Consider the following 21,022-nt stretch of genomic DNA (forward strand, 5'->3'; position numbering starts at 1 on the left):
AACCGGGCTCTCGCACACCCGTGCGCAGTCCCACCGGCGGTGCCATACTCGGAAGGAGTCGGCTGGACAGGCTTGCCATCGTCCGAAAGGTGACCGTCATGAGCTGGGCATCTTGGACGACCAGCGGGGTCTACGCGGGAACCGGCGGAGTACGCACCGAGGAAGCGGGCATCCTGAGCGGCGATCTCACGGTGCACACGACCTGGTCCGAAGGACAGGCGTCGGTGGCCGTGCAGTACAGCGGCTCGTCGGACTGGTTCACCCTGACCGGCAGCCCCGTGCCGTGCCCCTCCGAGGAGGAGAGCCGCACCTTCCACCAGAGCGTGGTCGAGGCCGTCCGCGCCGGCGAGGGCGCGACCGTCCCTCCGGTCGGCGCGGGACCCGCCTGACCGGACGGCCCCTGGCGTCCCTCTCCGCTCAACACGCCCCATAGAGTGGATCTCCGGATCCGTTCCCCCAGGGACGGGCGGGCGGTACACGGGGCGAGGAGCGGTCCAATGGGGCGAGCGGGAGCACGGCGGTCGAGGACGCGGAAGAGCCGGCCGTTCTGGGTGGAGCTGCCACTCCTCGTCGGCGTCGCCCTGGTGCTGGCGCTGCTCATCAAGACGTTCCTGGTGCAGGCCTTCTCCATCCCCTCGGACTCCATGCAGAACACCCTTCAGCGGGGCGACCGGGTCCTCGTCGACAAGCTGACCCCGTGGTTCGGGTCGGAGCCGGAGCGCGGTGAGGTGGTCGTCTTCCACGACCCGTCGGACTGGCTCGCGGGCGTGCCCGTGGACCCGCCCAACACCGTGCAGAAGGTGCTCAGCTTCGTCGGCGTGATGCCCTCCGCCGAGGAGAAGGACCTCATCAAACGGGTCATCGGCGTCGGAGGCGACACCGTGGAGTGCGAGGGCGACGGGCCGGTGAAGGTCAACGGCGCCGCCCTGGACGAGCCGTACGTCTTCCCCGGCAACACTCCCTGCAGCGACGACGAGGACGGCGGCCGGTTCAAGGTCACCGTGCCCGAGGGCAAGATCTGGGTGATGGGGGACCACCGTCAGGCCTCCGCCGACTCCCGCTACCACCAGGACGACCCGAACCAGGGGATGGTCCCGGTCGACGAGGTCGTCGGCAGGGCCGTCGTCATCGCCTGGCCGGTCGGCCGCTGGAGCACCCTGCCGGTGCCGGGCACCTTCGACAGCGTGCCCGAGAAGCCCCGGGGCCCCGCCGCTCGCTAACGCGCGAAGGTCCGTACGTAACGGCGCTGCCAGGGCGTCTCCACCGCGCGCGGGTGGTAGCCGGCGCGCACGAACGTCACCGCCTCCTCGGCGGGGACCCCGTCCAGGACGGCCAGACAGGCCAGCGCCGTCCCGGTGCGGCCCATCCCACCGCCGCAGGCCACCTCGACCCGCGTCCCGGCGGCCCGGTCCCACACCTCCTGGAGGAGGTCCCGCGCCGCCGCCCGGTCCGCCGGGAGCCGGAAGTCCGGCCACCGCAGCCACCGCGACTCCCAGGCGACCGGGGGCGGGGTGCGCCCGAGGAGGTATACGGCGAAGTCGGGTTCGGGGCCCGCGGGCAAGGGCTTGCGCAGACCCCGGCCGCGTACGAGCCGTCCGGACGGCAGGGCCAGGACAGCCGGGTCGGCGGCGTTCCACGTCTCGGTCATGTGTCCCAATCTATCGACACGGCAGCCGCCGACGGTTCGCATCGGAGAAGGCGACCGGGGGTCAGACCGCGGCGTCGAGATCCCGCGCGAGCAGCTCGGCCAACTCCTCGACCGCCGCCCGCGCCCCGTTGCCCTCGGCGCTGAGCACGACGATCTCCCCGTGCGGGGCGGCCAGGGCCAGCACCGCGAGCATGCTGCGCGCGTCGACCGGGTCGCGGCCCTCACGGGCGATGGTCACCTTGACCGGCTGACGGGCGGCGGCCTTGACGAACAGCGACGCCGGACGCGCGTGGAGCCCGCTGCGGGAGGCTATGGCGACGGTCTGCTGGTGCATGGATCACTCCTTGGGAAGGGGCGTGCGGGAGGAGGGGCGGACACGGAGCTCAGGCGGCGACGGTGACCCGGGAGTCGTCGGAGCCCGTGTGCCCCGCCTCCCCGGCCGCCTCCGGAGCCGTCCTGCGTACGCCCTTGAGCAGGACGACGAGCGCGGTCGCGACCAGCGTCCCGGCGGCGACGGCGAGCAGGTAGAGGAACGGCTCGCCGATCAGCGGGACGACGAAGACGCCGCCGTGCGGAGCGCGCAGGGTCGCGCCGAAGGCCATCGACAGGGCGCCGGTGACCGCGCCGCCCGCCATCACCGACGGGATGACCCGCAGCGGATCGGCGGCGGCGAACGGGATCGCGCCCTCCGTGATGAACGAGGCGCCCAGCACCCAGGCCGCGCGGCCGTTCTCGCGCTCGGTCTTCGTGAACAGCCTCTTGCGTACGGTGGTGGCCAGCGCCATCGCCAGCGGCGGCACCATCCCGGCCGCCATGACCGCGGCCATCACCTTGAGGCTGCCCGGCGTCGGGTCGGCGAGACCGCCGACCGCGAAGGCGTACGCCACCTTGTTCAGCGGGCCGCCCATGTCGAAGCACATCATCAGCCCGAGGACGACGCCGAGGATTACCGCGTTGGAGCCCGACAGACCGTTCAGCCAGTCCGTGAGGGCGTTCTGCAACGAGGCGATGGGCTTGCCGACCACGATGAACATCAGGAACCCCACGACCGCCGACGCGATCAGGGGGATCACCAGAACCGGCATGATGCCGCGCAGGGTCGCGTGGACCGGGACCCGCTGGATGGCCATCACCACCGCACCGGCCAGCAGACCGGCGACCAGACCTCCGAGGAACCCGGCGTTGACCGTGAGCGCGATGGCCCCGCCGACGAAACCGGGCACCAGCGCAGGCCGGTCCGCCATCCCGTACGCGATGTACCCGGCCAGCACCGGCACCAGGAACCCGAAGGCCGCCGAGCCGATCTGGTTGAGCAGCGCGGCCCAGCTGTCGGTCTCGTCCCAGACGAAGTGGTCGGCGACCGACTTGGCGCTCGCTATCTCATAGCCGCCGATGGCGAACGACAGGGCGATCAGCAGTCCGCCCGCAGCGACGAACGGCACCATATAGCTCACGCCGGACATCAGATACGTACGGAGCCGGACGCCGAAGTGCGCGTGATCCGCACCTGATCCGTTCCCGTCCCCGCCCAGGTCCCCGTCCTCGCGGCCGGCCGACGTGTCGGCTTCGGGCGCGGCGGCGATCTCCCCGCGTTCCGCCTTGCGGCGGGCCTCGGCGATCAGCTCGGCCGGCCGGTTGACGCCCGCCTTGACCCCGACGTCGACCAGCGGCTTGCCCCGGAAGCGGGCCTTCTCCCGGACCTCCACGTCGTGCGCCCAGATCACGGCGTCCGCCGCCGCGACGACGGCGGGGTCCAGCTTCTTGAAGCCGGCCGAACCCTGGGTCTCCACGGTCACCTCGACGCCCTCGGCGCGGCCCGCCGCGGCCAGGGACTCGGCCGCCATGTAGGTATGGGCGATACCGGTGGGGCAGGAGGTGACGGCGACGATCCGGAAGGGGACGCTCTCGGCGGCTTCGGCGGCTTCTGAGGCTTCCGCCCCCGTTCCCGCCTGTTCCTGTTCCTGCTCCTGCTTCTGTTCCTGTTCCTGTTCTCGGTTCTCCGCCTCCATCTGCTCCTGCTCGGGTTCCTCCGACTGCTCCTCGCCCCGGATCAGCGCGGCCACCGCTCGCGGATCCGTTCCGGCGCGCAGGGCGGCGGTGAACTCCGCGTCCATCAGCCTGCGGGCCAGGCCCGACAGGATGGTGAGGTGGTCGTCGTCGGCCCCGGCCGGTGCCGCGATGAGGAAGATCAGGTCGGCCGGCCCGTCGGCCGCCCCGAAGTCGATGCCCGGCCCGCTGCGCCCGAAGGCCAGCGTCGGGGCGCTCACATGCTCGCTGCGGCAGTGCGGGATGCCGATGCCGCCGTCGAGGCCGGTCGGCATCTGCGCCTCGCGGGCGGCGACGTCGGCCAGGAAGCCTTCGAGATCGGTGACGCGGTGCGCGGCCACCATCCGCTCGGCGAGCGACCTCGCGGCGGCGTCCTTCGTGGTGGCGGACAGATCGAGGTCGACCAGTTCCGCGGTGATCAGCTCACTCATCGCGGTGCTCCTTGCTCGGGGACCGCCGTGCGGCGGCTCGGGGTGACAGGGCGGCGGGCCCGTACGGGTGGGGTCCGTACGGGAGTCGCGGGAGGTGCGGCGGCGATGGCGGTACGGACGGGGGCGGTACGGACGTGGGCGGTGAAGGGAGGTACGGGGTCATGGGGCGCGCTCCGTCAGCGCGCGGTCCAGGGGTACGTCGGAAGTCGTCACGACCGACGGCAGATCGAGGTGGGCCGGGGTGGGCATGAGGCTTCCGGCCAGCTGCACGGCCGCGGCACCGTGGGCGACGGCCGAGGTGAGAGCCTCCGGGCCCTGCCCGCCTGCCGCCAGGAAGCCGGCCAGGGAGGCGTCCCCGGCGCCGACATTGCTGCGCACGGCGGCCACGGGTGCGGTGGCGAAGTAGGCACCCGAGGCCTCGACCAGCAACTGCCCGTCGGCGCCCAGGCTCGCCAGCACCGACCGGGCACCGCGCTCACGCAGCTCCTCGGCGGCCCTCAGCGCGTCGCCCACCGTGGCGAGCGGCCGGCCGACGGCCTCGGCGAGCTCCTGGGCATTCGGCTTGATCACGTCGGGTCCCCGCTCCAGTGCGGCGGTCAGCGCCGCTCCGGAGGTGTCCAGCGCGATCCGCGCTCCGGCCCGGTGGCTCCGCTCGACCAGCTCCGCGTACCACCGCGGCGGCAGTCCGCGCGGCAGGCTTCCGCAACAGGCGATCCAGTCGGCGGCGGCCGAGTGGACCCGCACCGCTTCCAGAACGTCCTCCGCCTCGGCCGGACTCAGCTCGGGGCCCGTCGCGTTGACCTTGGTGAGGGTGCCGTCGGGTTCGACGAGCGTGACGTTGATCCGGGTGTTCCCGGCGATCGGCACGCCAACCGCCTCGATCCCCAGATCGCCGAGCAGCCGGGTGAGCAGCGCGCCCTCCGGGCCGCCCATCGGGGCGACGGCGACGGTGCGGTGTCCGGCCGCCGCGACCGCGCGGGAGACGTTGACACCCTTGCCGCCCGGATCGACGCGGTCCGCGGTGGCGCGCAGCACGCCGCCACGGGTCAGAGCCGGCAGCTCGTAGGTGCGGTCCAGGCTGGGGTTGGGGGTGACGGTGAGGATCATGCGCGGACCACTTCCGTGCCCCGGCTCTCGATGGAGCGGGCGTCGTCGGGGCTGAGGCCGGTATCGGTGATGAGCAGGTCCACATCGGCGAGATCGCCGAAGCGGGCGAAGTGCTCCTGCCCGAACTTGCCGGAGTCGGCGAGCAGGACGACCCGGCGGGCCGCCCTGATCACGGCCCGCTTGACCGCGGCCTCGGCGAGGTCGGGCGTGGTGAGGCCGCTGTCGGGGGAGAAGCCGTTGGTGGCGAGGAAGACCACGTCGGCGCTGATCTCGGCGTACGAACCCAGCGCCCAGGCGTCGACCGCCGCGCGGGTGCGGTGCCGGACCCGGCCGCCCACCAGATGCAGCGCGATGCCCGGGTGGTCGGCGAGACGTGCGGCCACCGGCAGCGCGTGCGTCACCACGGTCAGCGTCGCGTCCACCGGTACGGCGGCGGCGAGCCGCGCTGTCGTCGTACCGGCGTCCACGATCACATTGCCGTCGACGGGCAGTTCGGCGAGGGCGGCCTGTGCGATGCGGTCCTTCTCGTCGGCGGCGACGGCGTCGCGTTCGGCGAGGTCGGGCTCGAAGTCGAGTCGCCCGACAGGAATCGCCCCACCGTGCACCCGGCGCAGCAGCCCCGCCCGGTCCAGGGCCTTGAGGTCGCGCCGAACGGTCTCGGCCGTCACCTGGAACTCCTCGGCCAGGGACAGTACGTCGACCCGGCCGCTCTCCTGGGCGAGGCGGAGGATCTCCTGCTGACGCTCCGGTGCGTACATGTGGTTTTGTTTCCGTTTCATGCCCGAGTTTGTGGTTTCGCGCTCAGATTACGTCCGAGGTGCGGGAATGTAAACACAATCGGGCGAAGGATAGGCATGAACGGAAAGGTGGGCTCGCGCGCGGACATGCGCGCACAGCAGGGCGGGGCGCACCGTCACGCGGTGCGCCCCGCCCGGGCTGGTCCGGTCACCGCGTTCGGGGCGCGTCCTCGCTCAGAGGCCGGGCCAGCAGGGGAGTGCCGGGGACCTGGTGGCCGCCGCTGGCGAGCATGCGGACCTCGCCCCGGTCGCTGATCTCGGCGCGCACGATCCCCGTCTCGTCCTCGTACACCGGGAATCCGCCGGCCCCCAGCCGGTCGGTGAGCCGGACGCGGACCACATCGTCCGCGGCGCCGGACAGCTGGAAGATGAGCTCGTAACGCTCGGTGTGCACCATGTGATCCATGACGGCCTCCCGGCCGGGCGCGGAGGGTAGGGCCCTGCCGCCATTGTTTCGCACCTCGGCGTCCACCGCCCGGGGAGCGACGGCCAACGGGCGGACCCGCCCGGTCGATCGGGTGACTCCCCGGTGCGACAACATGACCGATGGTCCGGGCGGCTAGACATGCGTGCATGAGACTTGAGCCTCGACGAATGAACAGTGCCTCCTCCCGTTCCCGCACCCTCAAGACGGTCGGCGCCCTCGGCATGGCCGCCGCAACGGCCGTTCTGATGACCGGATGCGGTCAGAGCTCGGACAGCGCGACGAGCGCGGCCACCTCCGAAGCCGCGAAGGTCGTCCCGCAGAAGCAGACGACGTCGCCCTCGGCCAGCGCCCAGCTGACCGAGGACCAGCAGGAGCGGAAGAAGGTGCTGGACGCCACGAAGGTCACTTTCGACGACGCCGCCACCACCGCCGCCGGCGAGGTGGCCGGGGGCAAGCTGGTCGATCTGGACCTGGAGGGCGTGGACGACGACGACAGGGACCAGAGCCCCAGCCCGACCGGATCCGGCAGCCCCACCGGCTCGGCCAGTCCGAGCGGTTCCGCGAGCCCGAGCGGAACCGGTACGTCCAGCCCGAGCGCGAGCCCGGGCTCCGAGGGCCCGGTCTGGGTCGCGGAGGTCGCGGAGAAGGACGGCACGGTCCACACCGTCCGGATCAACGCGGTCGACGGCAAGGTGATCGAGGCCCGTGTCGACGCTGATCAGGACGCGGACGACAAGAAGCAGACGGCCGACCGGCTCGCCCAGGCCACCCAGACCCCGCAGCAGGCGGCCAAGGTCGCCACCGAGAAGAAGAAGGGGAAGGTCACGTCCGTCGGCCTCGACGACAACGAGGGCGACGGCGTCATCTGGCAGGTCGACGTCGTCGGCTCGGACTGGAAGAAGACGACCTTCGACGTGGACGCCAAGAACGACACCATCGTCCGCGAGGAGACCGACAACGACTGACCGCGGCCCCGCCCGCCCCGCCTGACCGCCCGACCCTCGAAGGGGTACGCCGAACGCCTGGCGTACCCCTTCCCGCCCTTCTAGCGCGTTCCGCCCGGCTTCCGGCGGTCGAGCAGCCGGCAGACGAAGTCCTCCTGGAGCTCGCGGAGGGTGGCCAGCAGGCGAGGATTCGTGGTGCTGTTCACCTGGGAGGTGAGGGAGACGGTCAGCGACCGCTTGCCGTCCTTGGTCCCCGCGGCCAGCTGCGTGTAGCCGGGGAGGTTGCCGGTGTGGCCGTACACGGTGCCGCAGCGCGTCGCGTACGAGAACACGGCGAGACCGGCTCTGTTGCGCCCCGGGCCGGCCGGTTCGGAGCCGCCGGCCACGAAGGACAGCTGCTGTCGGCGGACCTCGGGGCCGAGGCCCAGCCCGCCGGCGTAGCCGCGGATGAAGCCTCCCAGGTCCCGAGGTGTGGAGACGATGCCCCCCGACGCCCAGATGCCCGACGTGCCGAGGGCCGTGCTGACGTCTTCCGGCGCGTCCGGCGGGTCCACCGCGTAGCCGTGCAGATAGGGCTCGGGAAGGCGGTAGCCCTGCGGGAGGCTGGTGTCGCGCAGGCCGAGCGGCCGGTACACGAATTCGGCGAGGAGCTTCTCGTACCGCTGCCCCGTAGCCGCCTCGGCCATCAGCGCCACGGCGATGTTGTCGGAGTTGGAGTAGTGGTACGCCGAGCCCGGCCGGAATCGCAGAGGGTCCCCGGCGACGTAGTTCAGCAGTCGGCGGGAGTCGAAGCGCCGCCGCGGGTCGGCCGTCAGCTCGGCGATGAAGGCCGGGGCCTCGGTGTAGTCGGGCAGACCGCTGGTGTGGTTCAGAAGCTGGCGGAGCGTCACCCGGTGCCAGGCGGCGGGGAGCCGGGGCAGCCGTCGGCCGATCGTGTCGTCCAGGCCGAGCGCGCCCCGCTCGGCCAGCTGCAGGGCGACCGAGCCGCTGAAGGCCTTCGCCGCGCTGGCGATCCGCATGTGGTCGGTGGTCCTGGGCGGACGCCCGGTGCCGAGCTGCGACGTACCCGCCCGGTACACCTCGCTCCGGCCGTTCGACGTGAGGACGGCGATGGCGCCTGGCGGCCCTCCCGGGGTGTCCACGAGTGCCTGGAGCCTCCGCCGCAGCGTGGGGTCGACCGGCCCGTGCGGGCCGTCGCCCCCGTCGCCGCCCGCGTGGGCCGGGCCGGTGATCAGCCCGGCGAGCGATGCGGCCGCCAGGGCCGCGACGACGGCTCTTCGCCGCCGGGACCGACGGCGGGGGAGCGGGGCGTCAGGATGAGAACGTACGGGCACGGGGGCCTCCTGAAGGCGGTGCGCGGTGCGCGGTGGGCGGAGCGGTGGCGTCCGCTCCCGCGAGCCCCAGCATCGGGCGATCGGGCGGGGCTTGCCCCCGAGGTGGACCATCCGGCCGATCACCGCCACACCGTCGGTGCCGGGCCGTGCGCCGGCCACCCGCCCGCTCCACGTCGCCGCATCCTCCGGCGGCGCCGCTCAGCGGGTCGGGGGAGCGCCCCCGCTCAGATCCAGGACGTACCGACGCCCGGGGCGGTCGCCGAACATGACGTCCTCCAGCGGCTCGAACCCCGAGTGCGCCAGCACCGCGCGGGATCCCGTGTTGTCCAGCGTCGTCTCCGCGCGCAGCGCGGTGAGCCCGTACTCCCGGACCGCCAGGGCGCAGACCTGCTGGACCGCCCAGGTGGCCAGCCCGCGCCCCGCGGCCTTCTCGGCTATCCGGTAGCCCAGCTCGGCCGAATTCTCCCGCACCCCGAGGAGGTTGATCCGGCCCAGGACGCCGTCGTCGTCCTCGATGAGGTGGAAGTGGTGCAGCCCCGCGTCCTGCTCGGCGAGCAGCTCGCGGTGGCGTTCGGCGAATGCGGCGAAGTAGTCGTCGCCCCGGTCGGGAATGGACGCGGCGAAGTAGGCCCGGTTCTCGCGCTCGAAGGCGAGCAGAGCCTCGGCGTGGTCGGCTCGGAGCCGGCTGATGGACGTCATACGGGGATGCTAAGTGGTGCCTCGACGGAGTGTCCGGGGCTCGGGGCCGGGGGCTCGGCCTTCAGGGTCCGGTGTCCGGGATTCGGGTGTCCTGGTTCCCGTCCGGCCGCCGGGCGGGAACCAGGCGAGGCGGACGGGCGGGGGCCGGTGCGCCGGGCTTCTCCCGCTATCCGGGATTCCCGCGCTCCAGCGCGTGGGCCAGGCCGCGTTCGGCGTCGTCGGCCGAGGCGCGCCGGTAGGCCCGCTCGTACGCCGAGTCGCCCGCGACCTGCCGCGCCCGGAGCTCCCACTGCTCGCGGATCGCCCCGAGCTCCGGGGTGCCCCGGTGCGGGTGGCCGATCATGCGCCAGTAGGCGTGTCCGGTGCCGGAGGCACGGGCCGCGGCCACTCCGTTCCCCTGCGCGGCGATGGAACCGGCGAGCAGATCGAGGCCGAGCGCTATGCCGAGGCTGTCATGGAGCTCGTGCTTGCTCGCGAGCATCGCGCGCGCGTGGCTCTCGGCGTGACGCGGGCGGCCCTGGAGCAGGTGGATGAGGGCGAGTTGATGATCGGCGTACGCCCGTGCCCAGTGCTCGCCGAACCGCAGACTGATCCGCTGGAGCCGCATGGCCTCCTCGTACGCCTCGTCGAGCCGGCCGAGCGCGGACAGCGCGAACAGGCGTATCACGCGGCAGCGCAGCTGCGAGGGCGCGTCGGCGGGGTCGCCGTCGTGGTGGCTGAGCGCGCGGTCGCTGACGGCGTACGCGGTGAGCGGCCGGCCCATCATCAGATACGTGAAGCTCACGGAGTGGGCCGCGAGCAGCACCGCCTCGGGGTCCTCGTCGCGGTGCGCCGCGTGCCGGCACTCCTCGCCCGTGCGGCGGGCCGCCTCGTGGTCGCCCTGGAGGGTCAGCGTGATGCCCAGGGCCCATAGCGCCCGGGTGCGGTGAGGACCGGCGGAGAGCGGCAGGGCGAGCACCCGTTCCAGATACGCGCGGGCCTGGTGCAGGTGACCGCAGCAGCTCCAGAACAGGCCCGCGCACCCGGCCATCTCCATCGCCATCTCCGGGTCCTCGGCCAGCAGGTGGTCCAGGGCCGCGCACAGGTCCGCGTGGGTGTCGGCGATCCGGTGGTACCAGAGGACCTGCGAGGGCCCGAGCCAGCCCGCGTACGCCTGGACGGCGACATGGGCGAAGTGCCGGGCGTGGCGGTCCGAGAGGAGTGCGTCCTCCCCGAGCTCCGCCAGCCACATCGCCCCGTACTCGCGCAGCGTGTCCAGCATCCGGTAGCCGTTCTCGGTCCGCCGGAGCACGGACTGGTCGGCCAGGCGTTCCAGGGCCGGGGCGACGGCCCCGGCCTCCAGCGGCCCGCCCGCGCACACCGCCTCCGCGTCCGGAGTCGTGATGACGCCGCGGAAGACGGAGAGCCGCGCCCACAGCAGCCGCTCCAGCGGTGCGCAGAGCTCGTGGCTCCAGCCGATCGTGGTGCGCAGGGCACGGTGGCGGCGGGGCCAGAGGGTGTCGTCGGCGAGCTCCTCCATCCGGGAGGCCAGCCGCCCGGCGATCTCCTGCGCGCTGCTCTCGCGGAGCTGGACGCAGGCCAGTTCGACGGCGAGCGGTATGCCGTCGAGCCGACGGCAGATCTCGGCGGCGGCGGCCGCGCTCCCGGGGTCGTCGAGCGAGAGGCCCGGGGCGACGGCGGCCGCGCGCTGGTGGAAGAGCCGGACGGCCTCGTCACCGTCGTCGCCCGCGGCGAGCGGGGGCACCTCGACGCGTTTCTCGTCCGCCGCGCCCAAGGGTTCCCTGCTGGTGGCCAGGACCGTCAACCCCGGTGCCGAGGCGAGCAGTTCGGCGACGAGCTGCCCGCAGGGACCGACGATCCGCTCGCAGCAGTCGAGAACGAGGAGCAGACGGCGGCCGGACAGCCATTCGGCGAGCGCGGCCACGGGCCGGCGGGGGCTGTGGTCCAGGAGTCCGACGCCGTCGCAGACGGTGGTGGCGAGCAGTTGCGCGTCGTGCAGATGGGAAAGGTCGGCCCACCAGACGCCGTCGGCGTACTGGTCCCGGGCACGCTCGGCGGTGCGCAGGGCCAGCCGGGTCTTGCCCACCCCGCCGGGGCCGGTGAGCGTGACCAGCCGATGATCTCGAAGTGCCCGTTCGACGCTGACCAGTTCGTTGTCGCGTCCGACGAAGCTGGTCGTCGCGACGGGGAGGTTGCCCATCACGGGGACATCCTGCCTCGCCGCGGTCCACCGCCTCCGTTCATAGCGAAAAGCAGTCAGAAACGGCCGACAATGCATCCTGCTCGATCGGCAAGTCGCTTGGATCGAAAGGGTGTGGCGTGCCTGCGCCCCGATGTCCCGTGCCGGTGCTGCGGCCGGCCCGTCCGCGGCCGAGGGGACTGTCGTACTCCTGCGCTACGTTGCTGGCATGACGCAATTCGTACGGGTGGCGGGGGCCTGGCTCGGCCCGTGGGCGTGGCGCGACGTGGAGCCCGGCCTGCGCGCGGCCGGTCACGGGGTCCACCCGTTGACCCTGTCGGGCCTCGCCGACAAGCAGGAGGCGGCGGCGGGGCAGCGGACGCGCGTCCAGGACATCGCCGACGAGGTCGAGTGCCTCGGCCTGCACGACGTGGTGCAGGTCGGCCGCGGCTGTGCGGGCATTCCGGTCGGGCAGGCCGCCGAGCGGATCGGCGACCGGCTCGCCCGCGTCGTGTTCGTCGACTCCAGCGTTCCGGTCGACGGCGAGTGCTTCGTCTCCGGCCGGCCGGACGACCGGGCCGGCGTCGAGGCCGCCGTCGCCGCCGACGCGGGTTTCTGGCCGCCGCCGGCCGCCGCCGACTGCGCGGACCAGGGCCTCACCGAGGAGCGGCTCGCCCGGTTCCTCGGCGGCTCGTCACCTCACCCCGGCGCCACCGTCACCGATCCCGCCCGGATCCTGCTGGACGCCGCGGGAACGGAGGCCGGACGATGACGACCTCACCCCGCCCGGAGCGGCGTTCCCCGGACGAAGCGGCCACGGAGCACCCGGAGATCACCTACATCGGATGCGCGCGCTGCGGCACCCTGATCGCGGGCCTCGACGGGCGGTACGCCTGTTCGGGCTGCGGTTGGGTGAACGAGTGGACCGAGGGTCACCGCCCCCTGCCCGAGGCCCGGCGTCGGCGCTCGGCGGGCACCACCTAGAGCACGGCCCGGCCCCGTTCACCGGCTCCCGTTGCACTCCGTGCCCCGGCTCCCGGTTTCCACCGCGAGCGCCCGCTCCCGGCCCGATCCCGGCCCGATCCCGCTTCCTCGGAGGAGAGCACGACATGTCCGACCCGCACGACGCCGACGCGATCCGCACCGCCCTGGCCGAGATCGCCTCACTGCTCGCCCCGGCTCACCCCGCCGTGGCCGAGGAGGTGCTGCGCGCCCACGACCGCCCGCACGACTACGTTCGCGCCTTCGAGGGCCGCCTGGCGGACCGGGGCATCGACGAGCCGGTGGACGGCCTCGCCCGGATCGCGCTCGTCGACGCGCTCGACACACACGGTCTGCTCGCGGAGTTCGACTGGAAGGAGGACGCGCAGGAGATCCGGGCCCGGCTGCGGACGCTGGGGTCGCGGCCCTCCGTGGATCCATGGGTGCTGTTCGAGGCCGAGGAGATGCTCCTGCCGACCGAGGAGTTCCTGCACGCCTGTGGCCGCCGCTACCGGGAGGTCGGTGCGGCGCTGGCCGTCCTCGACATCGCGTCCGACTGCTATCCGGTGGTGGGCCTGCGGGCGTTCCGTGTCGATGAGCTGACCGCGCTCGCCGGCCGTGCGGGCTTTCCTGTGCAGCACCTCGGCACGGGCCGCCGCAGGCGGTGACGGAGCCGCCGTCCAGCGCTCTCCGGGGCCGGGACGGGGAGCTTTTCCAGCAGGTGCGGCGAGGTCCGCGCGCCGGAATGGAATCGCGACCGCCGCCGCCCACCACGTACACTCGCCCCCGCCTCCGCCGACCGGCAGGGGCTTTTCGCACCAGACCGACGGGGAAAAACCGTATGAGTTCCGCAGACAGCACCGAAGCACCGATCTACGCCGGCCTCGTGCAGGAGCACGGCGACGTGCCCGCCGAAGTACGCAGAGTGGCCGAGGAGGTCCTGCGCGAAGCCGACCGCGCCATCGACTTCGGCACGGTGCGGACGGCCGCCGCGGCCCGCTGAGCGGGGTCCTGGAAGACGGCCCGGAACCTCGGTCGCAGCCGCCTCCGGGCGGGCATGTCCATCACGGGACGATAAACGTCCTGCAACTATTGCCATATTCTTGCGTTCGTGACGCGATGGTTTGCTGAAGAGCTGTCGCCAGGGGAACCGGCTGAGGCCGCGGAAGGCCGGGCGTGCGACATCGCGCCCGATGCCGCCGCGGCCCCCGGTCCACCCGCCGCGACCGCCCGGCGGCCGTGCTTCGGTGAGCGGTCCACGCAGCCGCGTGGAGAGCGCTCCCAGCCGGCCGCCGAGGGGTGGCGCGGCCGCAGGGTCGGAGCGGCGGGCGCCCCCGGGGGGCCTGCGGTTTCCCGGGCGGGCTCCTTCCCCTGTTTCCCGTGGTGACCCGCCCTCTGTGGCCGCTGCCCCCGCTCGCGGGCGTCGCCTGCGGGCACCGCGCGTCCCGCCGAGGGCCACCCGGCGGCGGCTGTCGCCCCGCTCCCGCCGTCAAGGCTCCTGCCGCCCGCCGTCTCCGCGTGCCCGGCCGCCCGGCCGGGCCCCGGTCCCGCGCGGTGTCCGCGGCCCTCGGGCGACATCCCGTACGAGGTTCCGGCAGCACGTTTCTCCACGGTTTCGTCAGCCGCCGAGGCCTGTGCCGAGCGAGAGCTGTCAAAGATTTACGAAATCAACGTGACATCTTGCGGACATTCGTCGGCGGTGGTTGAGTGTGGCTCGCCGCACAGCTCGGGGCTGTGGGCTTCCCGCACTCCTGCCCTAGAGGGGTCCACCGATGAGAAGTTCTGTTCTTCGTCGTACCTGCGTCACCGCCGTCGCCACCGCGCTGACCATCACCGGCCTGGCAGCCTGCAACTCCGAGGGCGACAGCGCCGCGGACGGCAGGACGGGCATCACGGTCAACTGCTGGCCCCAGCCGAGTGCGAAGATCGACCACAAGCGGTTCGACGAGGACGTCAAGACGTTCGAGAAGCAGAACCCCGACATCGACGTCACCGCGCACGACGCCTTCCCGTGCCAGGACCCCAAGACCTTCGACGCGAAGCTGGCCGGCGGTCAGATGGAGGATGTCTTCTACACCTACTTCACCGACACCGAGCGCGTCGTCTCGATCAACCAGGCCGCCGACATCACCGAGTACGTCAAGGACCTCAAGGCGTACAAGGACATAGCCCAGCCCCTGCGCGACGCCTACACCGTCGACGGCAAGATCTACGGCATCCCGCGCACCAACTACTCCATGGGCCTGCTCTACAGCAAGCCGCTCTTCACCAAGGCCGGACTCGACCCGGACAAGCCGCCGGCCACCTGGGAAGAGGTCCAGGCGGCGGCCAAGAAGATCGCCGCGCTCGGTGACGGCACCGTCGGCTTCGCCGAGTACAGCGCCCAGAACCAGGGCGGCTGGCACTTCACCGCCTCGATCTACTCCCAGGGCGGCGCGGTCGTCAGCGAGGACGGCAAGAAGGCCACGGTCGACACCCCCGAGGGCAAGGCCGTCCTGCAGAACCTCAAGAACATGCGCTGGCGCGACGACTCCATGGGTGCCAAGCAGCTCCTCATCATCAACGACACCCTCCAGATGATGGGCTCCGGCAAGCTCGGCATGTACCTGGCCGCCCCCGACAACGTCCCGCGCATCGTCAAGGAGGCCGGCGGCAAGTACGAGGACCTCGCCTTCGCCCCGATGCCCGGCGGCAAGGGCACCCTCATGGGCGGCGACGGCTACATGTTCAACAAGAAGGCCACCCCGGAGCAGATCAAGGCCGGCCTCAAGTGGCTGGAGTGGACCTTCCTCACCCCGGGCCAGGGCTACATGAACAACTACGCCCGCGCCGCCGGGGACAAGTCCCCGGTCGGCCTGCCCGAGCCGCGCCTGTTCACCGGCGCCACCGACGCCGAGGACCAGGAACTGAAGAAGGCGTCCGCCAACGTCCCGGTCGAGAACTACCGGGCCTTCATCGACGGCGGCCAGCAGCTCGACATGAAGCTGGAGCCCAAGCACGGCCAGCAGATCTACGCGGTCCTCGACGGCGCCGTCTCGGCGGTCCTGACGAAGAAGGACGCCGACATCGACGCCCTGCTGAAGGACGCCCAGTCCAAGATCGACGGAATCCTGGCCCGGGGCTGAGCGAGCCATGAAGACCACGTTCCGACCCGCAGTGCCCGCGAGGCCGCGGTCCGCCGTCACGACGCCTCCTGTGGGGGACGCGAGCACGGCGGGCCGCGGGCCCCTCGGCCCGCTGCGCAGGAAGATCGCCGACCAGGCCACCGCCTACGGGTTCCTGATCGGCGGCCTGCTCTGCTTCATCCTGTTCTCCTGGTACCCGGCCGTCCGGTCGGTGATCATCGCGTTCCAGAAGTACACCCCCGGCTCCGACCCCGAGTGGGTCGGCACCGCGAACTTCTCCCGCGTCTTCCAGGACCCGGAGTTCGCCGCCGCCTGGCGCAACACCCTCACCTTCACCGTGCTGGCCCTGGTCATCGGGTTCGCCATCCCGTTCGTCATGGCACTCGTCCTCAACGAACTGCGGCACGCCAAGGCCTTCTTCCGGGTCGTCGTCTACCTCCCCGTGATGATCCCGCCGGTGGTCAGCGCCCTGCTGTGGAAGTGGTTCTACGATCCGGGCGCGGGCCTGGCCAACGAGGTGCTCGGCTTCCTCCACCTGCCGACGTCCAACTGGACCAACGGCGCCGACACCGCGCTCGTCTCGCTCGTCATCGTCGCCACCTGGGCCAACATGGGCGGCACCGTCCTCATCTACCTCGCCGCCCTCCAGGGCATTCCCGGCGAGCTGTACGAGGCCGCCGAGCTGGACGGCGCGTCCGTCTGGCAGCGGGTCCGGCACGTCACGATCCCGCAGACCCGCTTCATCATCCTGATGCTGATGCTCCTCCAGGTCATCGCGACGATGCAGGTGTTCACCGAACCGTTCGTCATCACCGGCGGTGGCCCGGAGAACTCCACCGTCACCGTGCTCTACCTGATCTACAAGTACGCCTTCCTCTACAACGACTTCGGCGGCGCGTCCGCCCTCAGCGTGATGCTCCTGCTGGTGCTCAGCGCCTTCTCCGCCCTGTATCTGCGACTCACCCGCACCGACTGAGAGGAGCGTCGCCCGCCATGACACAGACAGCTCCGCCCCCGGTACAGAAACCGCCCACCGTCCGCGCCGGCAAGTCCGGCGACGCCCCGGCCGAGCGGTCGGTGCGTACCGTCATCTCGCCGCTCGCACTCGCCGGACGCCGCGGCAAGGTCGCCTACTGGTCGGTGTTCACCCTCGTCGTCCTGCTCTTCGCGTTCGCGTTCCTCTTCCCCGTGTACTGGATGGTCACGGGCGCGATGAAACCGCCCGAGGAGGTGGTGCGCACCCCACCCACCCTCGTCCCCGAGCAGTGGCGGGTGAGCGGCTACACCGACGCGTGGGACCTGATGCGGCTGCCGACCCACCTGTGGAACACGGTCGTCCAGGCGACCGGCGCCTGGGTGCTCCAGATCGTCTTCTGCACCGCCGCCGCCTACGCCCTGTCCAAACTCAAGCCCGCCTTCGGCAACATCATCCTCGGCGGCATCCTCGCCACCCTCATGGTCCCCGTGCAGGCCCTCGTCGTCCCGAAGTACCTCACCATCGCGGACATGCCGCTGATCCACGTCAACCTGCTGAACGACCCCCTGGCCATCTGGCTGCCGGCCGTCGCGAACGCCTTCAACCTCTACCTGCTCAAACGGTTCTTCGACCAGATCCCGCGCGATGTGCTGGAAGCCGCGGAGATCGACGGGGCGGGCAGGCTGCGCACCCTGTGGTCCATCGTCCTGCCCCTGTCGCGACCCGTCCTCGGCGTCGTGTCGATCTTCGCGCTGGTCGCCGTGTGGCAGGACTTCCTCTGGCCGCTGATGGTCTTCTCCGACACCGACAAGCAGCCGATCAGCGTGGCGCTGGTGCAGCTCTCGCAGAACGTCCCGCTGACCGTGCTGATCGGGGCCATGGTCATGGCGAGCATCCCGATGGTCCTCATGTTCCTGGTCTTCCAGCGGCACATCATCGCCGGAATCAGCGCCGGCAGCACAAAAGGCTGACCACGCCGGACGGCACCACCCGTGCCGCCCGCCCGGACCCGCCGCCGCCCCCGGCCTTCCCGCCCCGCTCCGGGGCGGCGGCGTCAGAACCTCCCGCCCTCTGTTGCGCGGACCGGCCCACACCTCGCCGGCGACCGTGCCCCGCCCGAAAGGAACCCGCCTTATGGAAGGCAGCCAGCTTGCCGCCGACGACTGGTGGCGCTCGGCCGTCATTTACCAGGTCTACGTCCGCAGCTTCGCCGACGGCGACGGCGACGGTACCGGCGATCTGACGGGCGTGCGGTCCCGGCTGCCCTACCTGGCCGAACTCGGCGTGGACGCCCTGTGGTTCACCCCCTGGTATCTGTCCCCGATGGCGGACGGCGGGTACGACGTGGCCGACTACCGGGCCATCGACCCCTCCTTCGGCGACCTCGCGGAAGCCGAGAAGCTCATCGCCGAAGCCCGCGAGGCGGGGATCCGGACCATCATCGACATCGTTCCCAACCATGTCTCCGACCAGCACGTCTGGTTCAGGGCCGCCCTGGCGGCGGGCCCCGGCAGCGCGGAGCGCGAACTCTTCCACTTCCGGCCTGGCCGCGGCGAACACGGCGAACTGCCCCCCAACGACTGGGAGAGCGAGTTCGGCGGGGTGCCCTGGACCCGTGTCGAGGACGGCGAGTGGTACCTCCACCTCTTCGCCACCGAACAGCCCGACCTCAACTGGGCGCACCCGGCCGTACGCCAGGAGCACGAGGACGTCCTGCGCTTCTGGTTCGAACGCGGCGTCGCCGGGGTGCGCATCGACTCCGCCGCCCTCGTCGCCAAGGATCCGGCGCTCCCGGACCTCGACGGGCACCAGGGGCCCCACCCGTACATCGACCGGGACGAGCTGCACGACATCTACCGGGGCTGGCGGGCCATCGCCGACGCGTTCGGCGGCATCTTCGTCGGCGAGGTGTGGCTGCCCGACTCGGAGCGCTTCGCCCGCTACCTCCGCCCCGACGAACTGCACACCGCCTTCAACTTCACCTTCCTCAGCTGCCCCTGGGACGGCGCCCTGCTGCGCCACGCCATCGACGAGACCCTCGCGGAACACGCCCCCGTCGGCGCCCCCGCCACCTGGGTCCTCTGCAACCACGACGTCACCCGCACCGTCACCCGCTACGGCCGCGAGGACACCGGCTTCGCCTTCACGGCCAAGGCGTTCGGCGTCCCCAGCGACCTGGAGCTCGGCACCCGGCGCGCCCGCGCCGCCGCCCTCCTCTCGCTCGCCCTGCCCGGCTCGGTCTACCTCTACCAGGGGGAGGAACTGGGTCTGCCCGAGGCCGACGTACCCCTGGACCGCATCCAGGACCCCATGTACTTCCGCTCCCAGGGCCGGGCGCCCGGCCGCGACGGCTGCCGCACCCCGCTGCCCTGGGCGGCCGGCGAACCGTTCGCCGGATTCGGCTCCACCGTCGAACCCTGGCTCCCGCTCCCCGCCGACTGGCCGGCCCGCGCGGCCGACCTCCAGGCGCGGGACCCCCACTCCATGCTGGCCCTCTACCGCGAGGCCCTGCGGCAGCGGCGCACCCTGACCGCGCTGCACACCGGACCACTGCGCTGGCTGAGCGACGAACCCGGCCTCCTGATGTTCGCCCGCGGCGAGGGCCTCGTCTGCGCCGTCAACGTCGCCGCGAGCCCCGCCGGCCTCCCCGCCCACACCGAGGTCCTGCTCACCAGCGGCCCCCTGGACGCCGAAGGCAGGCTGCCCCGGGACACGGCGGTGTGGCTGGCCCTCTGAACCGGCACGGCACACGGCTCGGGCGTCCCGGCACACCGGGAGGGCCGCGAAAGCGGGGGCGAGCGACCAGGGAGCCTGAGTACCCGCACTCAGGCCCCACGCCCCGGTCGCCACGACGATGAGGGTGTGGCGGGCGAAGCCGGGAACGGCGGACCCCGCACCGCCGTCACCAGGACGGCCTCGCCCGCCGAACCCCGGGAGAACCGTGCTCAGCCGTATCGCCGCCACCGTCGTCCCCTCGCTCGGACGCCTCACGGTCACGTCCGACCACGCCACGGCCCCGGCCGCCGGCAGCATCATCGTCGCCAACCACACCTCCCTGGCCGACCCGGGCATCGTCCTCGCCGCACTGCTGCGCCTCGGCGTCGAACCCGTCGTCATGGCCACCGCGGGGCTGTGGCGCATACCGGTCCTCGGCCGTCTCCTGGAACGCGGCGACCACGTGCCCGTGCACCGGAACACCGACCGGGCCGCGGCCGCCCTCGACGCGGCGGCCGAGGCGCTCAGGGGCGGCCGTCAACTGCTCATCTACGGCGAAGGGCGGCTGCCCTGCCGCACGGATGCGGCGGAGGCTCCGCCGGAGAGTTTCCGCAGCGGCCTCGCCCGCCTCGCGCACGCCTCCGGCGCGCCCGTCGTGCCGCTCGGCCAGGCGGGAGCACGCCGGGTGACCTCGGGCCGTTGCGTCAAGCAGATCTCCGGGCTCCTCACCGCTCCGGCCCGCCGCCCCCGGCTCCACGTCCACGTCGGCGCCCCGCTCCATCTCCCGCCGGAGGTCGAGGAGGCGACCGCCACGGCCCGCGAAGCCGTCACCGCCGCCTGGCGCACCGCCGCGCACCACCTCGGCGAACCCGCGGCACTGGCGCGTCGCTGAACGGGCGACGTGATCGGGGGGAGCGGCTACCCGGCCTCCCGCGCCACCCGCTCCAGGCGCTGCCGGTACTCCTCCCACCAGGCGCGGTCGCCCGGCGGCATGTTGTCGGTGCCGGACCGCAGCCCCACCGTCCCGTCGACGAGCTCCCGGACGATGTCGGCGTGGCCGGCATGCCGCTGGAGGTCGGCGATCACATGGACGAGGATCTGGTGCAGCGTCACCCGGTTCCGCCCGTCGGGCCACCACCGGACGTGCCCGACCGCGTCGAGCGGCAGCTCGGCGATCGTGGCGTCCGCGTGCTCCGCGACCCGGCGGTAGAGGGCGAGGACGTCCTCGCGCGACTCGTCGGCGGTCGCCCACATGTCCTGGTTCGCCTCGGCGTCGTCCGCGTAGGCGGGAGGCGTCTCGCCGAACGGCCGCCGGAACGTCTCGCCGAAGTAGCCCAGCTCCACCCCCGCGGCGTGCTTGACGAGCCCGAGGAGATTGGTTCCGGTCGGCGTCAGAGGGCGGCGGAGGTCGTACTCGGAGAGCCCTTCGAGCTTCCAGAGCAGGGCGTCACGAGCGGACTGCAGATAGTGCTGGAGGTCAGCCTTCGGCTGCGAGACGGTCATGCGGGCAGTCTGCCACCGGGCACTGACACGGCTCACCCGTCCGGAGGCGGCCGGGCCGTGCGCTCCGCGCCGTTCCGGGACGCGGCCCGGGTGGCGGGCGTGACCCCGGC

Annotated in this window: 21 protein-coding genes and 1 pseudogene; 12 read left to right on the forward strand and 10 right to left on the reverse strand. The window is 72.4% G+C overall.

Annotation, left to right across the window (positions count from 1 at the left end; genetic code table 11):
- Positions 1-98 precede the first annotated feature (98 nt).
- On the forward strand, positions 99-389 hold the full coding sequence (locus tag ACIRJT_RS30555; RefSeq protein ID WP_403915421.1) for a hypothetical protein: 291 nt from the start codon (positions 99-101) through the stop codon (positions 387-389).
- 108 nt (positions 390-497) lie between these two features.
- A complete protein-coding gene (lepB, locus tag ACIRJT_RS30560; protein ID WP_403915423.1) occupies positions 498-1,220 on the forward strand; it encodes a signal peptidase I in 723 nt (240 codons plus the stop codon).
- On the opposite strand, the gene ACIRJT_RS30565 is transcribed toward lepB, so the two are convergent.
- From ACIRJT_RS30565 to ACIRJT_RS30590, 6 genes are all read right to left on the reverse strand, one after another.
- Positions 1,217-1,648 carry a protein-tyrosine phosphatase family protein gene (locus tag ACIRJT_RS30565; protein WP_403915426.1) on the reverse strand — a complete coding sequence of 144 codons (432 nt, stop codon included), beginning with the start codon at positions 1,646-1,648 and terminating at the stop codon, positions 1,217-1,219. The two genes, lepB and ACIRJT_RS30565, sit on opposite strands and share 4 nt — an antisense overlap.
- 61 nt (positions 1,649-1,709) lie before the next feature.
- Positions 1,710-1,982: an HPr family phosphocarrier protein gene (locus ACIRJT_RS30570; RefSeq protein WP_403915428.1), complete on the reverse strand. Its 273-nt coding sequence runs from the start codon at positions 1,980-1,982 to the stop codon at positions 1,710-1,712.
- A 49-nt stretch (positions 1,983-2,031) separates the two neighbouring features.
- The gene (locus ACIRJT_RS30575) at positions 2,032-4,125 is read right to left on the reverse strand and encodes a fructose-specific PTS transporter subunit EIIC (RefSeq protein WP_403915431.1); all 2,094 of its coding nucleotides are present in this window, start codon (positions 4,123-4,125) and stop codon (positions 2,032-2,034) included.
- Positions 4,126-4,284: 159 nt separating this feature from the next.
- Positions 4,285-5,232 (reverse strand): 1-phosphofructokinase, encoded by a 948-nt coding sequence (gene pfkB / locus ACIRJT_RS30580; RefSeq protein ID WP_403915433.1) that lies wholly within the window; start codon positions 5,230-5,232, stop codon positions 4,285-4,287.
- Entirely contained in the window at positions 5,229-5,990 is a 762-nt protein-coding gene (locus tag ACIRJT_RS30585) for a DeoR/GlpR family DNA-binding transcription regulator (protein ID WP_403915672.1), read from the reverse strand. The genes pfkB and ACIRJT_RS30585 overlap by 4 nt, the downstream gene beginning before the upstream one ends.
- 187 nt (positions 5,991-6,177) lie before the next feature.
- Positions 6,178-6,426, reverse strand: coding sequence for a DUF6296 family protein (locus ACIRJT_RS30590; RefSeq protein WP_403915675.1), 249 nt, complete (start codon positions 6,424-6,426; stop codon positions 6,178-6,180).
- A 197-nt stretch (positions 6,427-6,623) separates the two neighbouring features.
- Between ACIRJT_RS30590 and ACIRJT_RS30595 the strand changes: the two genes are divergently transcribed.
- Positions 6,624-7,421: a PepSY domain-containing protein gene (locus ACIRJT_RS30595; protein ID WP_403915436.1), complete on the forward strand. Its 798-nt coding sequence runs from the start codon at positions 6,624-6,626 to the stop codon at positions 7,419-7,421.
- Positions 7,422-7,501: 80 nt separating this feature from the next.
- Here the strand turns inward: ACIRJT_RS30595 and ACIRJT_RS30600 are convergent, their stop codons facing one another.
- From ACIRJT_RS30600 to ACIRJT_RS30610, 3 genes are all read right to left on the reverse strand, one after another.
- The gene (locus ACIRJT_RS30600) at positions 7,502-8,734 is read right to left on the reverse strand and encodes a serine hydrolase domain-containing protein (RefSeq protein ID WP_403915438.1); all 1,233 of its coding nucleotides are present in this window, start codon (positions 8,732-8,734) and stop codon (positions 7,502-7,504) included.
- Positions 8,735-8,932: 198 nt separating this feature from the next.
- Positions 8,933-9,433, reverse strand: a complete 501-nt coding sequence (locus ACIRJT_RS30605) for a GNAT family N-acetyltransferase (protein WP_403915440.1) — start codon at positions 9,431-9,433, stop codon at positions 8,933-8,935.
- Positions 9,434-9,599: 166 nt separating this feature from the next.
- Positions 9,600-11,633 (reverse strand): ATP-binding protein, encoded by a 2,034-nt coding sequence (locus ACIRJT_RS30610; protein WP_403915678.1) that lies wholly within the window; start codon positions 11,631-11,633, stop codon positions 9,600-9,602.
- A gap of 208 nt (positions 11,634-11,841) precedes the next feature.
- Between ACIRJT_RS30610 and ACIRJT_RS30615 the strand changes: the two are divergent.
- The 9 genes and pseudogenes from ACIRJT_RS30615 to ACIRJT_RS30655 form a co-directional block, all read left to right on the forward strand.
- Positions 11,842-12,342 (forward strand): annotated as a pseudogene (locus tag ACIRJT_RS30615) (alpha/beta hydrolase); the annotation flags it as partial.
- Positions 12,343-12,380: 38 nt separating this feature from the next.
- Complete coding sequence (locus tag ACIRJT_RS30620; RefSeq protein WP_403915443.1) at positions 12,381-12,596, forward strand: hypothetical protein; 216 nt, start codon at positions 12,381-12,383, stop codon at positions 12,594-12,596.
- 125 nt (positions 12,597-12,721) lie between these two features.
- Positions 12,722-13,261: a DUF6630 family protein gene (locus tag ACIRJT_RS30625; protein WP_403915445.1), complete on the forward strand. Its 540-nt coding sequence runs from the start codon at positions 12,722-12,724 to the stop codon at positions 13,259-13,261.
- A 173-nt stretch (positions 13,262-13,434) separates the two neighbouring features.
- Positions 13,435-13,596 carry a hypothetical protein gene (locus ACIRJT_RS30630; protein WP_403915448.1) on the forward strand — a complete coding sequence of 54 codons (162 nt, stop codon included), beginning with the start codon at positions 13,435-13,437 and terminating at the stop codon, positions 13,594-13,596.
- Positions 13,597-14,365: 769 nt separating this feature from the next.
- Positions 14,366-15,718: an ABC transporter substrate-binding protein gene (locus ACIRJT_RS30635; RefSeq protein ID WP_403915451.1), complete on the forward strand. Its 1,353-nt coding sequence runs from the start codon at positions 14,366-14,368 to the stop codon at positions 15,716-15,718.
- 7 nt (positions 15,719-15,725) lie between these two features.
- Positions 15,726-16,694, forward strand: coding sequence for a carbohydrate ABC transporter permease (locus tag ACIRJT_RS30640; protein ID WP_403915454.1), 969 nt, complete (start codon positions 15,726-15,728; stop codon positions 16,692-16,694).
- 17 nt (positions 16,695-16,711) lie between these two features.
- On the forward strand, positions 16,712-17,665 hold the full coding sequence (locus ACIRJT_RS30645) for a carbohydrate ABC transporter permease (RefSeq protein WP_403915457.1): 954 nt from the start codon (positions 16,712-16,714) through the stop codon (positions 17,663-17,665).
- A gap of 163 nt (positions 17,666-17,828) precedes the next feature.
- Positions 17,829-19,430: a glycoside hydrolase family 13 protein gene (locus ACIRJT_RS30650; protein WP_403915460.1), complete on the forward strand. Its 1,602-nt coding sequence runs from the start codon at positions 17,829-17,831 to the stop codon at positions 19,428-19,430.
- A 205-nt stretch (positions 19,431-19,635) separates the two neighbouring features.
- Positions 19,636-20,301, forward strand: a complete 666-nt coding sequence (locus ACIRJT_RS30655; protein WP_403915463.1) for a lysophospholipid acyltransferase family protein — start codon at positions 19,636-19,638, stop codon at positions 20,299-20,301.
- A 26-nt stretch (positions 20,302-20,327) separates the two neighbouring features.
- On the opposite strand, the gene ACIRJT_RS30660 is transcribed toward ACIRJT_RS30655, so the two are convergent.
- The gene (locus ACIRJT_RS30660) at positions 20,328-20,912 is read right to left on the reverse strand and encodes a DinB family protein (RefSeq protein ID WP_403915465.1); all 585 of its coding nucleotides are present in this window, start codon (positions 20,910-20,912) and stop codon (positions 20,328-20,330) included.
- Between the last annotated feature and the right edge of the window lie 110 nt (positions 20,913-21,022).

Origin of the sequence: Streptomyces sp. NPDC102283 (assembly GCF_044766265.1) — a bacterium.
GTDB lineage: Bacteria > Actinomycetota > Actinomycetes > Streptomycetales > Streptomycetaceae > Streptomyces.

Excerpts from the sequence above, each read along its gene's own strand:
- ACIRJT_RS30555 (WP_403915421.1), top strand. The coding sequence starts at position 99 with ATGAGCTGGGCATCTTGGACGACCAGCGGGGTCTACGCGGGAACCGGC.
- lepB (WP_403915423.1), top strand. The coding sequence starts at position 498 with ATGGGGCGAGCGGGAGCACGGCGGTCGAGGACGCGGAAGAGCCGGCCG.
- ACIRJT_RS30565 (WP_403915426.1), bottom strand. The coding sequence starts at position 1,648 with ATGACCGAGACGTGGAACGCCGCCGACCCGGCTGTCCTGGCCCTGCCG.
- ACIRJT_RS30570 (WP_403915428.1), bottom strand. The coding sequence starts at position 1,982 with ATGCACCAGCAGACCGTCGCCATAGCCTCCCGCAGCGGGCTCCACGCG.
- ACIRJT_RS30575 (WP_403915431.1), bottom strand. The coding sequence starts at position 4,125 with ATGAGTGAGCTGATCACCGCGGAACTGGTCGACCTCGATCTGTCCGCC.
- pfkB (WP_403915433.1), bottom strand. The coding sequence starts at position 5,232 with ATGATCCTCACCGTCACCCCCAACCCCAGCCTGGACCGCACCTACGAG.
- ACIRJT_RS30585 (WP_403915672.1), bottom strand. The coding sequence starts at position 5,990 with ATGTACGCACCGGAGCGTCAGCAGGAGATCCTCCGCCTCGCCCAGGAG.
- ACIRJT_RS30590 (WP_403915675.1), bottom strand. The coding sequence starts at position 6,426 with ATGGTGCACACCGAGCGTTACGAGCTCATCTTCCAGCTGTCCGGCGCC.
- ACIRJT_RS30595 (WP_403915436.1), top strand. The coding sequence starts at position 6,624 with ATGAACAGTGCCTCCTCCCGTTCCCGCACCCTCAAGACGGTCGGCGCC.
- ACIRJT_RS30605 (WP_403915440.1), bottom strand. The coding sequence starts at position 9,433 with ATGACGTCCATCAGCCGGCTCCGAGCCGACCACGCCGAGGCTCTGCTC.
- ACIRJT_RS30610 (WP_403915678.1), bottom strand. The coding sequence starts at position 11,633 with ATGGGCAACCTCCCCGTCGCGACGACCAGCTTCGTCGGACGCGACAAC.
- ACIRJT_RS30620 (WP_403915443.1), top strand. The coding sequence starts at position 12,381 with ATGACGACCTCACCCCGCCCGGAGCGGCGTTCCCCGGACGAAGCGGCC.
- ACIRJT_RS30625 (WP_403915445.1), top strand. The coding sequence starts at position 12,722 with ATGTCCGACCCGCACGACGCCGACGCGATCCGCACCGCCCTGGCCGAG.
- ACIRJT_RS30630 (WP_403915448.1), top strand. The coding sequence starts at position 13,435 with ATGAGTTCCGCAGACAGCACCGAAGCACCGATCTACGCCGGCCTCGTG.
- ACIRJT_RS30635 (WP_403915451.1), top strand. The coding sequence starts at position 14,366 with ATGAGAAGTTCTGTTCTTCGTCGTACCTGCGTCACCGCCGTCGCCACC.
- ACIRJT_RS30640 (WP_403915454.1), top strand. The coding sequence starts at position 15,726 with ATGAAGACCACGTTCCGACCCGCAGTGCCCGCGAGGCCGCGGTCCGCC.
- ACIRJT_RS30645 (WP_403915457.1), top strand. The coding sequence starts at position 16,712 with ATGACACAGACAGCTCCGCCCCCGGTACAGAAACCGCCCACCGTCCGC.
- ACIRJT_RS30650 (WP_403915460.1), top strand. The coding sequence starts at position 17,829 with ATGGAAGGCAGCCAGCTTGCCGCCGACGACTGGTGGCGCTCGGCCGTC.
- ACIRJT_RS30660 (WP_403915465.1), bottom strand. The coding sequence starts at position 20,912 with ATGACCGTCTCGCAGCCGAAGGCTGACCTCCAGCACTATCTGCAGTCC.